Origin of the sequence: Prescottella agglutinans, from assembly GCF_004011865.1 — a bacterium.
Taxonomy (GTDB): Bacteria; Actinomycetota; Actinomycetes; order Mycobacteriales; family Mycobacteriaceae; genus Prescottella; species Prescottella agglutinans.
The window spans coordinates 27326-41863 of record NZ_RKLP01000016.1; the positions used below are offsets into that span (position 1 = coordinate 27326).

Sequence of the window (14538 nt, forward strand, 5' to 3'; positions counted from 1 at the left end):
AGGGACCCACCCCCGCGACCCGTGCTCGGGTCGCGAGGACGGACACTACCGCCCGCAGACGAGTCGGGTAGGCGCTTCGCGCAGACTCGGGCGAGACTCGCTACTCGTGCGCCGGCGACGGGGCGGATTCGACCTTCTCCGTGGCCCAGTTCGTGATCCACTGGGTGGCGGTGGTCCCGTTTCCGTCGACGACGAACGAGTTGTATTGCGCGTGAACCGGATTGTTGTAGTACTCGGTGAGCCGGGACGCGCTGCTGAGCCAGTTTCCGACCTTGAGCGCGTCCGCGGGGGCGTCACAGATGCCGTCCGTGGGGGCACAGATCTGGACCGCCCGGTCGGCGAGGGCCCCGAATCCGCCGGGGCGTGCGCCGGTCATGGTGATGCCGGGAATCTTCAGTCCGGAGAGGGACAGCTCGGCGCCGACTCCGCCGACCGACGGGCCGACGGTCGGCGCTGCCGCCGGATCCCGTCGGCCGTCGGCGATCAGACCCACACCCAACACCAGATCGGGTGACACCGGGCCGTCCCCGGCCCCGATGCGCGCCGCGACGTCGCCCGCGATCACCGCGCCCTGCGAGAACCCGGTGAGCAGGTACGTCGTCAGCGGGCACTCGGCGTGCCGACGCTCGATGACGTCGATCGTCGCCGCGGTCCCGGCGGCACGGGAGTTGTTGTACGACTCCTGCCCGTCCGGCGGAAGCGCGATCGGGTTGGAGAACTGCGCGACGTACGGGACCGTGTAGACGTCGGCCCGTTCGGGCGAGAACGTCTGCTGCAGCGGCCGTGTGACATTGAGCATGAGCGCGGCGGGATTCGCCGTCGGGTTGTACGGGTCGTCGGCGGCACTGGACTCCCACGTCCCGGGTATCGAGATGACCTGGACGTCCGGGCAATCGGCCGCCTGCGCACTCGGCGGCGTAGGTCCGGGAGGCGTCGGGGGCGCAGGCTCGGGCACGCGCCCCGCCAGCACGTACCAGATCGCCAGCAGGACCAGGAGCAGCACCAGGACCGCCGCCACGACAGCGACGATCCCGAAGCGACTACGCCCCCGGTTGTTTCCGGACTTCCGCGTTCCGCGGCTGCTCACACTCATCCGCCGCTACTTGCAGTACTCGGCCTGCGCGACGCGGATGTAGATATCGGCGTTCTTCCCGGCCTGCTCCGTCGTCAGCTCCTGGCCCGCCGCACTCGCCTCGCTGCCGACGGCGGCGGTGACGAACGTGGTGATCTCCTGCTGCGAGCTGCCCTGCTCCTGCGCGGCGCAGATGTAGTCGGCCGTCGAGATGGCGATGACGCCGTCGGCGGCGGGCGTGATGCCCTCCTTCTTCAGCGCGGCCAGGTAGGCCTCGGCGCGCGGCGAGACCGGGACCTCGGTGGGGCCGGGGAACCCGCTCGGCACCGCCTGCGGCTGCTCGGCCTGCTCGTCGGACTCCTCGGCGGGGGCGGTGGGTGCCTCCGACGCCTCCGACGCCTGCGACGCACCGCTCTTTGCGGCTGCCTTGGGGGAGGTGGTGGACGCAGCGGAAGTCGTCGTCGGGCTACCCGTCGCGGAGGAGTCGTCGTCACCGCAGGCGACGAGCAGGCCGCCGGCCACGAGGCTCAACGCGCCTACGGCCACCGTGCGAGCCAGAGCGGAACGGGTACGAGAGAAGTGCGACATATCAGTCCTCGAGTTTGCGGTGTCGTGTCGGCGCGGGCGTACCCGCACCGACTCTGGGAACAGGCTACAGATGACGTGCGGGCGGTGACCGGATCGTGAGATCCGGTCACCGCCCGCACCAGGTCAACTCACGGTCAGCCGATTTCGGCCTTACCGCCCTTGACGGTGATGACGCCGTGCTGGAAGTTCTGCTGCACGCCGCCGGCGATGTCGAACTGGTCGGAGATCGGGAAGCCGAGGCGGCCGTTCTCGTACCCCGCCGACTTCCAAGCGTCGAAGATCGGGCCGTTCTTCACGGACCACGCGCCGGAGGCCGGGCTCCAGTAGATGTTGCCGTTCTGGAAGCGGTTGAAGCGGCCGCCGTCCTTGACGACGTTCTCACTGGTCATCGGGAAGCCGAGCCAGCCGTTCTCGTAACCCAGATCGGCGTACTTCTTCATGATCAGACCCTGGACGGCGTTGGTGCCGGTCTGCGGGTTCCAGTACATCGCACCAATCTCGAAGCTCTGGACCAGCCCCTCCTTGCCCGGGGTCTTCATCTGGTCGGCGGTCGGGTAGCCCAGCGGACCACGCTCCCAGCCCTGCTTGGCCCACTCGTCCCGGATCGGTCCGCTCACCGCATGAGCACCGGTCTGCGGCGTCCAGTAGACCGAGCCCTTCTGGAAGTGGTTGAGGCGGCCACGGCCGTCGTTGAGTGCGATCTCGTCGGTGGTCGGCATTCCGAGGACACCGGCCGGTCCGCCCGCACCCTGGTAGGCGCCGCCGATACGGCCCGCGACCGGGTGGGTGCCGTCGCCGGAGCTGAAGATCCGACCGAAGCGGTAGTCCTGCGCGGTGCCGCCCGGCACCGAGTACTGACCGGTGAGGCAGTCACCGATCCAGTTGTTGCCGTTGGCGACCGGCGCGAAGGCACCGGACGGGCTGCAGGCCGGCTTGTCGGCCTCGACACCGAGCGCGTCCGCGAGCTGCGGCCACAGCTGGTGCAGCTCGAACTCCCAGTACGGCCACGAATGCGTGCCGGAGGGGCGGTAGTTCACGGTTGCCGGGATGCCCAGCTTGCGCAGCTTGGTGGTGAACGTCTGAGACGTCAGGCGGGACAGGATCTCGAGACCCGTGCCGGCGTAGTTGGTGCTGATGCCCGGGATGGCCGACGGCTGGTCGTACGGGCCGGTGGTTCCGCTGCCGCTGGAGATGTAGAGGCTCATCCCCTTGAGCTGGTCGGCCAGCAGGTACGGGTCGTGCGCCGCCCACGCGTCGTTCGTGGGGTTGCCCCACATCGCGTCGGCGTCGTATCCGCCCGCATCCGCCATCGCGAACGAAATCGCCTGCGGCATGCCGAGCGTCGTGGTCGTGAGGATGCCCGACAGCGAACCGGCGAACTTGAAGAAGCCCTGGTTACGCGCCGAGAGCATCATCGCGGAGGTGCCGCCCATGGACAGGCCGACGACGCCTCGCGTCTGCGTGCTGCGCCAGTCGTTCTCGAGGATCGGCGGGAGTTCCTTGGTGAGGAACGTCTCCCACTTGTAGTTCTGCCCGTTGTTCTGGTCGAGCCAGTCGGCGTAGAAGCTGGACTGGCCGCCGATCGGCAGCACGACGTTGACGTTCTTGTCGGCGAAGAACGGCTCGACATCGGTTTCGATGGTCCAGCCGTTCTCGTCGTCCCGCGCGCGCATGCCGTCGAGCATGTAGACGACCGGGAACTTGGCGTCGGACTTGGCGTTCCAGTCCCGGGCCAGCAGCAGCTGGACCTGGATCGGGATACCCATCGACGGCGAGTTGACCCAGAGCGCGACGCGGCGGTCGCTGAGCCAGTCGACGCGACTGACGGTTCCGGGCGCGGACTGCGCCACGGAGGGCGCCCCGTCGGGGGTGCCGAGCGACTGTGCGACCGCGGTGCCGCCCGATGTCAGGCCCGCGGCGATCGGCAGCACGAGCGCGGCTGCGGCGAAGCCGAGCGCCCGCTTGCGCCACCCACCCCCGGCTCTATCGCGGCCCTGCGGCCGCTCGAGACCTACTCGCATCGGGACAACTCTCCTTCGTCGTAGCGGACTCCCCGGACGGGCCTGAAGATCGCTTCCTTACTACACGGAAGGAGCTTCAGAGTGGGGTTGCCGCGCTGGTTGGATAGTGAATTGGCGAAATCTCACCGGCGGATCGGGTTCCGCCCGAACGCGATATGCCGCCTCCCGCGCGACTGCGCGGGAGACGGCATACCGGTTCAGCTCATGGTCTCGTCACCAGGCGTTGAGGGTGTCGAGAATCTGGCCGCGGGCCTTGAACAGTTCAGCCGACCAGTACGCCCAGGAATGGGTGCCGTTGGCGGGGAAGCTGTAGGTGGCGGGGATCTTCAGCGTCGCGAGGCGCATCTGGAACGCGCGGGTGTTGACCAGCGAGAGCGCCTCGAGAGCCATCGCGTTGGAGGTGTTGTAGTAGTCGATGGCCTTCTTCGGGTTGTCGTACTGACCGGGCAGGCCGCTGGCCGCCGAGATGTACATCGACAGGCCCTCGAGCTTCGGGGCGAAGACGAACGGGTCGTTGCGCAGCCAGGACGGGCTCCACGGCGGACCCCACATCGAGTCGACGTTGTAGCGGCCGGCGTCGAGCATCGCGACACGGATGGCCTCACGCATACCGGGCGCGGAGATGTTCAGGTAGCCGGAGAACGAAGCGGCGAACTTGAACTGGTCGCGGTGGTACGCGGCGAGCGTCAGCGCGGCCGAGCCACCCATGGACAGGCCGAGGATGCCGTTGTTGCTGCGCGAGACGCCGCGGGTCTCGAGGTAGGCCGGAAGGTCCTTCGTCAGGAAGGTCTCCCACTTGTAGGTGATCTTCTGGCCGTTCAGGTTGCTGGGCGAGTACCAGTCCGTGTAGAAGCTCGACTGGCCACCGACCGGCATCACGAGGGTGAGGTTGTTGTCGCGGTACTGGTCGAGAGCATTGGTCTCGAAGCTCCACGCGTTGCGGTCGTCACGCGCCCGCAGTCCGTCGAGCAGGTAGAGGGCTGCATTGCCACCGCGGGCGGCCCACTGGATCTGGACCTTGATCGGGCCCATGCTCGAGTCGACGAAGACTTCTTCGTAGCCACCGGACGGCGCGCGGTGCGCGACCGGGGCGGCCGATGCGACGGCCGTGCCGGCGACGCCGGCGGCGACCGGCAGAACCAGCGCGGCGGCGGAGATCCCGAGTAGGCGCTGCTTGAGACGCTGCGACAGCCTTGGTCGAGCTAAACGCATGAACACTGCTCTCTTTCTTCATCTCCGGCGTCCGCTGGGCGGCCCCGGGGGACTCCGTCGGTGGGCAGCCACTCGTCCGCCCGCCGCATACGGCGGCGGAGGTGCTGCTCCAGGTCACACTGCGCGACGTGGACTGTATGCGACAGATCGGACTGTGACAAACATTCCGGTCTGGTTGCCCGGAGTCCATTCCGGCCCACCCAGACATCGTTTCGCGCACGTTCCGCGTTACGGATCCGAGATGAAACGGGCGGTTCACCGCAATGGCGGCGAGAACTACCGAACGGCGTGAACTAAACCACACCGGCCGCCGATTCCGGAATGAATCACACAGATGTCATTCGAGGAATCGGCGGCCAGATGCGGGACTCAGCGATTACCCTGCGGTTCGGGCATCTCGAGGTCGCAGCGCTGGATCTCGTACTTCGGGACCCGATCGAATCGATAGCCGGCGTAATCCAGGGCATTCCGCAGATTCCGCTTGAAAAGTGGCCAGTCCAACTCGCCGGTGTAGGACTCCTTCAGCTCGACCGTCTCGGGGCACGTGAGCGCCACCCGAGCCTGCGCGACCCAATCCTCGTCCAGGTACCACGGCAGCCACGGATGGACCGGAACCATGCCGGTATCCGCGACCACCCAGTCCGGGTAGAGCACCTTGTCGTGCCCGATGCGACCGCCCTCGAGGCGCTCGGTGTGGGCCGCGATCGGGTACGCGAGACCCATCTGGTCCAGGACTTTCACGTCCAGTCCGACGTTCATGCTCGTCATGCCGAGATTGAGGAAGTAGACCGTGTGCCCCACGCCGCCCTCGGGGATCGGCATCGGCGGCGGGACGACGTCCCAGTTCGTGAACGACGGGGTCGGGAGCACCAGGCCGCCGTCCGGGGTGTCGGCGATGGCCTGGACCATCGCCCGCATCCGCGGGTAGTCCAGGTAGTCCTCGGCGAGGATGGGGTGCCGGTGGCCCGTGTTGAGCGAGTAGAAGGCACGCTCGTCGACGATTCCGGACTTCCCGACGGCCGCGCCGGCGGGCATTCCGACCGTGTTCGCCGCGATCAGCGCCCACCCCATCGTCGCCAACCACGCGACCGCGGAAACCGCAAAAGCGAGTGTGGCGTTGTTTCGCCCCCATTCCGAACGCGACGGCACACGAATAGGTATGACCGAGATCGGAATGAGGAAACAGAACAGCGCCGGGAGCAGAACGCGGCCGTGCATGAAATCGCCGCCGACGCGAATCGAATAGATCGCCAGGATCAATCCGCACCCGAGAATGAATACGACGACCGCCGTCGGGGAATGCAGTCGACGTGAAAATCGCGCCCACACACCCCCGATCGAGTGATCCACATCACGTTCCGGAAGGTTCGCGGGGCGGGCCGGTTCGCGCCACCACGCGACGGCGACGGCGACGGCAAGCAGCAGGAGCGGCAGCCACAGCAGGTACGGCCCCACCAGATTCCACAGGTACGCGAAGCCCTGGGACCACTTGGCGCCGCCCGCGTCCTTCGAGACCGCGGTGTTCGGGTAGGGCAGGGCGTAGTAGCCCATGCGCCAGATCTGGTACGCGACCGGTGCCACGCCCGCGGCCACGACGATCCACGTCCGCAGCTTCCAGCCGATGGGCGCGAGGAAGACCAGCAGCAGCGCGAGGCCGCCGACGATCGCCATCTCGGGCCGGACCAGCGGTCCCAGGCCGGCGACGAACGCGAACAGCAGGACCGACCGCCACGACGGCGCGGGATTCTGCGCCCACCGGACCAGCAGGAGCCACACCAGCGCCAACCAGAAGATGACCAGGCAACTCTCCAGCCCGGACGTCGCGAAGTCGCGGGCCGGGGGAACCGCGATGTAGACGATGGCACCCGCCGGGAGCAGCAGCACCAGACCACCGCGGAAGCTGGCCCGGTACAGGCGGGCGGTCCCGATCATCGCCAGGACGACCGCGGACACCGAGAGCACGAGCGCGAGTCCGAGCACCACGTACTCGAGCCGGGCCTGGGTGATCCACCCGAACGCGTAGACGAGGTACGTCCACAGCGTGCTGGTGTTGGCCTCCACCCGCTCGCCCGCGTTGAACACGGGACCGTTGCCGGCGAGCAGGTTTCGGACCGTGCGGAGCACGATCAGTCCGTCGTCGGCGATCCACCGTCGCTCCCACGCACCCCACGCGAACAGGAGTGCCGTGAGCACGACGCCGCCGACGAACACCGCACGGGAGGTCCGGGCGCCCTGCGTGCGCGGCTCCACCGCGGGTTCGTCGGCTGTGCGTGTCGGCTCAGACGAGGTAGACAGCGACACCTACTACTCCGATCCAGGCAATCGCGAGGAACTGGAGCACCCGGTCGCCCAGTGCAATCTCTTCCGGCTCCCCCGCCTCGCCCCCATCGACGTCAACGGCGTAACGCAGGATCGCGATCGTGAACGGCACCATCGAGATCGCGAACCAGTTGCTGTCGTGGGCACGATCCTGCTCGAACGCCCACAGTCCGTAGCAGATCACGACGGCGGTGGCCGACAGCGTCCACACGAACCGCAGGTAGGTGCCGGTGTAGTACTCGAGGGACTTGCGGATCTTCGCCCCGGTGCGTTCGGCCAACTGCAGCTCGGCGTATCGCTTGCCGGCCGCCATGAACAGCGAGCCGAACGCCATGATCAGCAGGAACCACTGCGACAGCGGGATTTCCGCGGCGACGCCACCGGCGATCGCGCGGATCAGGAAGCCGGACGAGACGATGCAGATGTCGAGCACGGCCTGGTGCTTGAGGCCGAAGCAGTACGCCAGCTGGATCGCGATGTACACGGCCATGACGACAGCGAGCTGCCAGTTCGCGGCGAACGACAGCAGGATCGAGCCGGCGAGCAGGACGACCGCCATGCCGTACGCGATGTTGACCGGCAGCACGCCGGCCGCGATGGGCCGGAAGCGCTTGGTCGGGTGCGCGCGGTCGGCCTCGACGTCCATCGCGTCGTTGACGAGGTAGATGCCCGACGCCGCCATACAGAACACGACGAACGCGAGCGCAACCGGCAGCAGGACGTCGAGTTCGGTGACGGACCCGGCCGCGAGCGGTGCCGCGAGCACGAGCACGTTCTTGACCCACTGGCGCGGGCGGACGGCCTTGACGATTCCGCCGGCCAGGGTCTTCGGGGGCCCGGTGACGACCGCCGGCTCCTCGCTCATTTCACTCCAAACTTCTGCTCGGCCCGCAGCACGGCAGCCGCGGACACGGCGCCGAGTGCCGACCCGGCCAGGACGTCGGTCGGGTAGTGCACGCCCAGGACGAGGCGCGAAAGCAGCATCGGCGGGACCAGTACCGCAGGCAAGGGTAGCCCGGTGAGTCGGCCGAGTAGCACCGCCGCCGCGGTGGTGGACGTGGCGTGCGACGACGGGAAGCTCAGCTTGCTCGGCGTCGACACGTTGACCTGGACGGACGGGTCGTTCGGGCGGGGACGGCGGACGACGCGCTTGATGACGATCGATGCCGCGTGCGCGCCGACGGCGCCGACCGCGACACCAGCCCAGCGGCGGCGGCGCGGCTTGTCCAGCGCGGCACCGACACCGGCGACAGCAACCCAGCCCAGGGCGTGCTCACCGAAGTGCGACAGGCCGCGGGCCGCCTTGACGACCGCCGGCTTGGCGCCGATCGCGCCCTGGACGGTCTGCAGGATCCGGACCTCAGATGCCGAAGACACGTTCCCACCTCTCCTTGCTGGTCAGCTCCGGCACGGCAGCCTTGTACTCACGCTTGAGATCCGGGAAGCGCTCGGCGAGTTCGCGACGCAGACGCAGGGATTCCTTGAACAGGCGCGCCGCGATGCGCGGGTCGCGCTTGCGGTAGACGACGCCACGCCCGTCGGCGGTGGTGACGGTGACACCGTCGACCTGCGAGAGCAGGAACCAGCGGGCGTCGAGCGTCGGCACGTTCAGCTGCGGAGTCTCGAGGTGCTCGCGCTTCGCCTTCTTGGCGTTGTGGACCAGTCCCTTGACCAGGCGGGTGGCGATGGCCACCTTGTTGGTCGGCAGGCTCACGTTGCCGACGTCCTCACGCGACGGCAGCGGAAGGGTCGTCGACGACGGCAGCACGACAGCGTCCGGGTACTCCTTGCGGAGCGCGTGGACGGTGCCGAGTGCGGTCGGCAGCAGGTCGGCGACGTGCTCGGGTCCGGCCAGGAAGTCCTGGATCGCGAGGTTCTGGATCGCGACGGTCGAGTACTCGAGGCACAGCAGGTGCTTGACCGTGGCCTTGACCGTGTCGGCGATCAGGCTGGCGACGCCGTTCTTGTCGGGCATGTGCAGTGCGGCGACGACGAGGCGGTTGCGCAGGTGGAAGTACGCCTGCCAGTCGATGGCGTCGTCCTTGTCGCTCCACGCCATGTGCCAGATCGCGGTGCCCGGCATGGTCACCGTCGGGTAGCCGGCGGCCTTGGCGCGCAGGCCGTATTCGACGTCGTCCCACTTGATGAACAGCGGCAGCGGCTGACCGATCTCCTCGGCGACCTGCCGCGGGATCATGCACATCCACCAGCCGTTGAAGTCGACGTCGATGCGCCGGTGCAGCAGCTGCGAACGGTCGCGATCGCTGAGCGGGCGCTTCGCGAAGTCGTGGTCGTACTCGACGTTGGGCGCCGCGGACCACATGAAGTTCTCGCGCTTGATCACCTCGCCCATCGTGTGGAGGTGGCTGCGCTCCTGCAGGTTCAGCATCTGGCCGCCGACCAGGATCGGGCTCTTGGCGAAGCGCGACATCGCGAGCGCCCGCAGGATCGAGTCGGGCTCGATCTCGATGTCGTCGTCCATGAACAGGATCTGCTCACAGTCGGTGTTCTTCAGCGCCTCGTACATGATGCGGCTGTAGCCACCGGAACCGCCGAGGTTGCCCTGGTCGTGCATCGTGAGCTTGTCGCCGAGCGCGGCCGCAGCCTCGTCGAAGCCGGGCTCGTCGCGGACCTTGCGGGTGCCCTGGTCCGGCACGATGACCTTCTTGACCACGTCGGCCACCAGCGGATCCGACGCGAGCGCCTGCAGCGCCTTGACGCAGTCGGTGGGCCGGTTGAACGTGGGGATACCCACCGCGACGTTCGCCTGGCCGGGTGCGTCGATCGGCGCGTTCCAGCCGGCGCTCAGCAGCTCGACGTCGGCGTCGGCAGTGATGTCGAACCAGATCCAGCCGCCGTCCTCGAACGGGCCGAGATCGATGTCGAACTCGAGAACGCCCTCGCGGAACTCCTTGCCCTCGATGTGGATCCGCGATCCGTCGGCCTTGGAGCGGTAGACGTCCACCCGGCAGTGTCCGGACAGCTCGATCCGCAGCACGACGGACTCGAGGATGCTCCACCGGCGCCAGTAGCTCGCGGGGAAGGCGTTGAAATAGCTGCAGAACGACACCTCGGACTCGGCGCCGATCGACACCGAGGTGCGCGACGTCGCGTGCGCGCGCCGCGAGTTGGTCTCGGACTCCTCGATGTAGAGGCTGCGGACGTCGAGCGGCTCACCGGCGCGGGGCAGCAGCACCCGCTGCAGCAGCGCGCTCACGCGAGGTCTCCGGCGAGCGCCTCACCGGACTCGAGGTGCGGGCGCAGGGTGTTGTCGAACATCGACAGCGCGCTCGCGATCGCCATGTGCATGTCGAGGTACTGGTAGGTGCCCAGGCGACCACCGAACAGCACCTTCGCCTCCGCGGCCTCGGCCTTGGCGAGCACGCGGTAGGCCTCGAGCTTCGCTCGGTCCTCGGGTGTGTTGATCGGGTAGTACGGCTCGTCCCCGCTCTCCGCGAACCGGGAGAACTCGCGCATGATCACTGTCTTGTCCTTCGGGTAGTCCCGCTCCGGGTGGAAGTGGCGGAACTCGTGGATGCGGGTGAACGGCACGTCGGCGTCGTTGTAGTTCATGACCGGGGTGCCCTGGAAATCTCCGGTCGACAGCACCTCGGTCTCGAAGTCGAGGGTGCGCCAGCCCAGCTCGCCCTCGGCGTAGTCGAAGTAGCGGTCCAGCGGGCCGGTGTACACGACGGGGGCGTCGGGGCTCGCGGCACGGATGTCGTCGCGGACGTCGAACCAGTCGGTGTCCACCCGGACCTCGATCTTGTCGTCCTTCGCCATGTTCTCGAGCCACGCGGTGTAACCGTCGACGGGCAGGCCCTCGTAGGTGTCGTTGAAGTAGCGGTTGTCGAACGTGTACCGGACCGGCAGGCGGCTGATGTTGCCGGCGGGCAGGTTCTTCGGATCGGTCTGCCACTGCTTGGCGGTGTAGTCGCGGACGAACGCCTCGTACAGGGGGCGGCCGATCAGCGCGATCCCCTTCTCCTCGAGGTTGGATGCGTCCTTGACGTCGAACTCGGCGGCCTGCTCGGCGATGAGCGCCCGCGCCTCGTCCGGGCTGAAGTAGCGCCCGAAGAACTGAGAGACCAGGCCGAGGCCCAGCGGGAACTGGTAGGCCTGCCCCTTGTGCATCGCGAAGACGCGGTGCTGGTAGCCGGTGAACTCGGTGAACTGGTTCACGTAGTCCCACACCCGCTTGTTCGACGTGTGGAACAGGTGGGCGCCGTACTTGTGGATCTCGATCCCGGTCTCGGGCTCGGCCTCCGAGTAGGCGTTGCCGCCGAGGTGGTGCCGGCGCTCGACGACGAGCACTCGCTTGCCGAGCTGCGTCGCGGCCCTTTCGGCGATCGTCAGTCCGAAGAATCCGGATCCGACAATGATGAGGTCGTACTGACCTGCGGACGACTGGGGCGCGTTTTGGGCAGTCACGGAAGACAGGGTAGGCGACGGCCGCGGGAACGCGCGTGCCCGGTGGCATCAAGCACCTGATACGCGCGCGCCCGCCTCCGCCCGCGCCTGCTACAGCCGGTCCGCGGCGTACGCCAGCATGGCGTCGCGCACGAAGGCCGCGGTGCCGGCACCGTGCCGGTCGTAGTTCTCCGCGAACCGCGGATCGGCCACATACATCTCCCCCAGGCCGGCGAACGCGTCGGCGCCGGGGCCACGGCCCTGCCAGCCCGCGGCCACCCACTCGTAGTGGCGTCGGGTGATCTCCTGCACCTCGGGCCCGTCCGGGGCGAGGCCCGCGGCGTGGGCGCGGCCGTAGTCGGCGGCGATGTCGAGTTGGCGCTGCCGGAAGCCGGACTTGTCGTCGTCGGACAGCGACCGCCACCACGTGTCGCTGCTCCGATACGCCTGCTCTCCCCACCGCTCGATCACCTCGTCCTTGTAACGGGTGTGATCGAATCCGTCGAACATCTCTTCGGCCATCAGTGGCTCACCTCTCCTCGTCTTCTTCAGGGTCGTGCGCACCGACGCGATCTGACGCCCCAATCGGGCCTGCTCCTGCTCGAGCAGTTCGAGGTGGGTGTCCAGCGCGGTTGCGGCATCGGTCTCGCCGGCGAGGACGTCGCCGATCGCGGCGAGCCCGAGCCCCAGTTCGCGCAGCAGCAGGATTCGCTGCAGCCGCACCAGGGCCGACTGGTCGTAGTACCGGTACCCGTTGGCGCCGATGCGGCTGGGCGCGAGCAAGCCGAGGCTGCCGTAGTGCCGCAGCGTCCGGCTGGTCGTGCCGGTGATCCGCGCCAACTGCTGGATCGACCATTCACCGGTCCGGTTCACGGTGTCCCCCTCTCGAACGTTGTCGGTACACCCCAGCCTGCAGATTGACGCAGCGTCAAGGTCAAGCCCGCTGCGACGGGAAGACGAAAACCGGGCAGGACCCCGCGCTGCGGAGTCCTGCCCGATCGGTAATGCCCGGTGGATCTAGGTGACGGCGCCGTCCTGCTGCGGCACTGGCTGCAGCACCACGCTCGAATCGACGACCTGCGCACCCAGCGTCGGCGTCCACACGATCGTGCCGCCCGCGTAGGTCCGGAACTTGCCGGACTCGTCGACCAGCATCAATTCCGGACCGGTGGGTTCACCGAGGTCTCCGGCAGCGCCCCCGAGCTCCCGGTACTTCGCGTCGATCGGCGACTCGGCGTCGGCGACGGGCTGATCGAGCGGTGCGGAGATCGGCAGCGGGATCGAGTCGATCGAACCCGGCGACAGTTCGGGCAGCGGCGGGAGCGGAGGCAGCGGGAGCGACTCGAGCGCCGACTCGACCGAACCCGGCGTCAGCTCGGGCAGCGGCGGCAACGGGAGCGTCTCCAGCATTTCCAGCGAACCCGGCGGCAGCTCCGGCAGCGGCAGGCCCGGGATCGGTCCCGGCGCTCCCCCACCACCGACGGTGAACCAGTCCGACTTGAGGCCGAGCTTCCATCGCGCGTCGTCACCGGACGCCTCGACGGTGCGGGCCGACCCCACGACCCGGACCCGGGTCACGCGGCCGCCGTCGGCGCCCAGGCCGTTGCGCCCGATCACCTCGAACGAGTGCAGTTCGCCGACACCGAACGCGTTCGCGATCGCCCCGGCGGTGACGGTCTGCGTCCAGTTCCGGTTCGGCGAGGCGACGTCGCCGTCGTCGATCACGGCCGGGAAGACGCCGCCGGCGGTGTAGCCACCGGACGAGGACGAGAACTCGGCGGCCACGGTCTGGTTGCCCCGCTTGAGCACGGTGCCGGCGGTCGAGTTCACGGCGTCGGTGGTCCGGCGATCCTCACGCGCGGAACCGCCGTACACCTGGCAGGACTGGGTGTCGCAGGTCTGGGCGTAGCCGTAGCGGCGCTCGGCCGCGGCGTACGAGCGCGCCGCGATGGCCTGGGCGCGCAGCGCCTCCCGGCCACCGGAATCGGCCCACGACGGAACCGACTCCGCCGGCACGACGCCGTAGAGATAGTCCTCCATCAGGACCCGGTTCACGGTCCGCCAGGCGCCGTTGCCATCGCGCAGCGCGCCCATCGCGCCGCGATACGGGACGTTGCCGTCGCACATCCGCAGATGTTCGTTCGACGGACGGCTGCCGCCCATGTTCACCGGGTCGACCCACGGGGCATTGGTGGAACCACGCCAGATCTCGCGGCCGCCGCACCCTTCGGTGACGACGACGTCGGCGCCACCGGGCTTCGGGGTCAGGTGCGCGGCCGAGTTCGCCCCGAAGAAGCGACCGGCCACGTTCAATCCGGCCGGGGAGTAGACGTCGAGTCGCTTGTCGTCACGGCCGATGAGTCGCACGCCGACCCAGGGGTCGTCGACGCGCCCGAGCGTCGTGTTGCCGTAGTAGTGCCCGACGATGCGTTCGGCGGACCAGCCCTGGTTCTTCGCGTATCCGTACGCGCCGTACTGTCCCATGCCGCGCCCGTGCCCGTAGCCGTGCCCGTTCAGCGTGATCGGCGTTTCCGCGGCGACGACGGGTGCGATCTCCGGGTTGGCGCCGCGGTCGGTCACGAGCAGGCCCACCGCGGCGCCTATGGCGAGCGCCGGCGCGAGACCGAGTGCGACGGCCTTGGGGAGCGATGTGGACGGGCCGGCGATGAATCGCTTCCGGCGGGTTCGGACACCACGATTCACGATCGTGCGGAGGCGGGGTTTCGCCATACTGCGCTCCTCATCACTGAAGTCCGGGACATCGTTCGAGATCCGGGGCGGTAACGGCTGGGTGGATCACGGGCGAAGAACGGAATGGGCGCCGCGACCCACCTGTCTAAAAGGCTCAAGCTTAGGTTGAGCGTTATGGATGTTGCGACTAGTGTGGCAACAGTGACTGGTGTTGGCAACATCTGC

Annotated in this window: 11 protein-coding genes; all 11 read right to left on the bottom strand. The window is 68.3% G+C overall.

Going from position 1 to position 14538, the window contains the following annotated elements:
• Window positions 1-100 precede the first annotated feature (100 nt).
• Window positions 101-1093 carry a cutinase family protein gene (locus EGT67_RS24340; RefSeq protein ID WP_127918690.1) on the bottom strand — a complete coding sequence of 331 codons (993 nt, stop codon included), beginning with the start codon at window positions 1091-1093 and terminating at the stop codon, window positions 101-103.
• A gap of 6 nt (window positions 1094-1099) precedes the next feature.
• The gene (locus EGT67_RS24345) at window positions 1100-1660 is read right to left on the bottom strand and encodes a DUF732 domain-containing protein (protein WP_127918691.1); all 561 of its coding nucleotides are present in this window, start codon (window positions 1658-1660) and stop codon (window positions 1100-1102) included.
• Between the two features lie 134 nt (window positions 1661-1794).
• Complete coding sequence (locus tag EGT67_RS24350; RefSeq protein ID WP_127918692.1) at window positions 1795-3681, bottom strand: alpha/beta hydrolase-fold protein; 1887 nt, start codon at window positions 3679-3681, stop codon at window positions 1795-1797.
• A 213-nt stretch (window positions 3682-3894) separates the two neighbouring features.
• A complete protein-coding gene (locus EGT67_RS24355; RefSeq protein WP_127918693.1) occupies window positions 3895-4893 on the bottom strand; it encodes an alpha/beta hydrolase in 999 nt (332 codons plus the stop codon).
• A 369-nt stretch (window positions 4894-5262) separates the two neighbouring features.
• Window positions 5263-7143, bottom strand: a complete 1881-nt coding sequence (locus EGT67_RS24360) for an arabinofuranosyltransferase AftB family protein (RefSeq protein ID WP_127918694.1) — start codon at window positions 7141-7143, stop codon at window positions 5263-5265.
• A 28-nt stretch (window positions 7144-7171) separates the two neighbouring features.
• Complete coding sequence (locus EGT67_RS24365; protein ID WP_127918695.1) at window positions 7172-8077, bottom strand: decaprenyl-phosphate phosphoribosyltransferase; 906 nt, start codon at window positions 8075-8077, stop codon at window positions 7172-7174.
• Window positions 8074-8589 (bottom strand): phosphatase PAP2 family protein, encoded by a 516-nt coding sequence (locus tag EGT67_RS24370; RefSeq protein WP_127918696.1) that lies wholly within the window; start codon window positions 8587-8589, stop codon window positions 8074-8076. Before EGT67_RS24370 ends, EGT67_RS24365 begins: the two co-directional genes overlap by 4 nt.
• Window positions 8573-10429 (bottom strand): glycosyltransferase, encoded by a 1857-nt coding sequence (locus EGT67_RS24375; RefSeq protein ID WP_127918697.1) that lies wholly within the window; start codon window positions 10427-10429, stop codon window positions 8573-8575. The genes EGT67_RS24370 and EGT67_RS24375 overlap by 17 nt, the downstream gene beginning before the upstream one ends.
• The gene (gene glf / locus EGT67_RS24380; RefSeq protein WP_127918698.1) at window positions 10426-11643 is read right to left on the bottom strand and encodes a UDP-galactopyranose mutase; all 1218 of its coding nucleotides are present in this window, start codon (window positions 11641-11643) and stop codon (window positions 10426-10428) included. The genes EGT67_RS24375 and glf overlap by 4 nt, the downstream gene beginning before the upstream one ends.
• Before the next feature lie 90 nt (window positions 11644-11733).
• On the bottom strand, window positions 11734-12495 hold the full coding sequence (locus EGT67_RS24385; protein WP_127918699.1) for a MerR family transcriptional regulator: 762 nt from the start codon (window positions 12493-12495) through the stop codon (window positions 11734-11736).
• Window positions 12496-12639: 144 nt separating this feature from the next.
• The gene (locus tag EGT67_RS24390; RefSeq protein WP_127918700.1) at window positions 12640-14352 is read right to left on the bottom strand and encodes a SpoIID/LytB domain-containing protein; all 1713 of its coding nucleotides are present in this window, start codon (window positions 14350-14352) and stop codon (window positions 12640-12642) included.
• Between the last annotated feature and the right edge of the window lie 186 nt (window positions 14353-14538).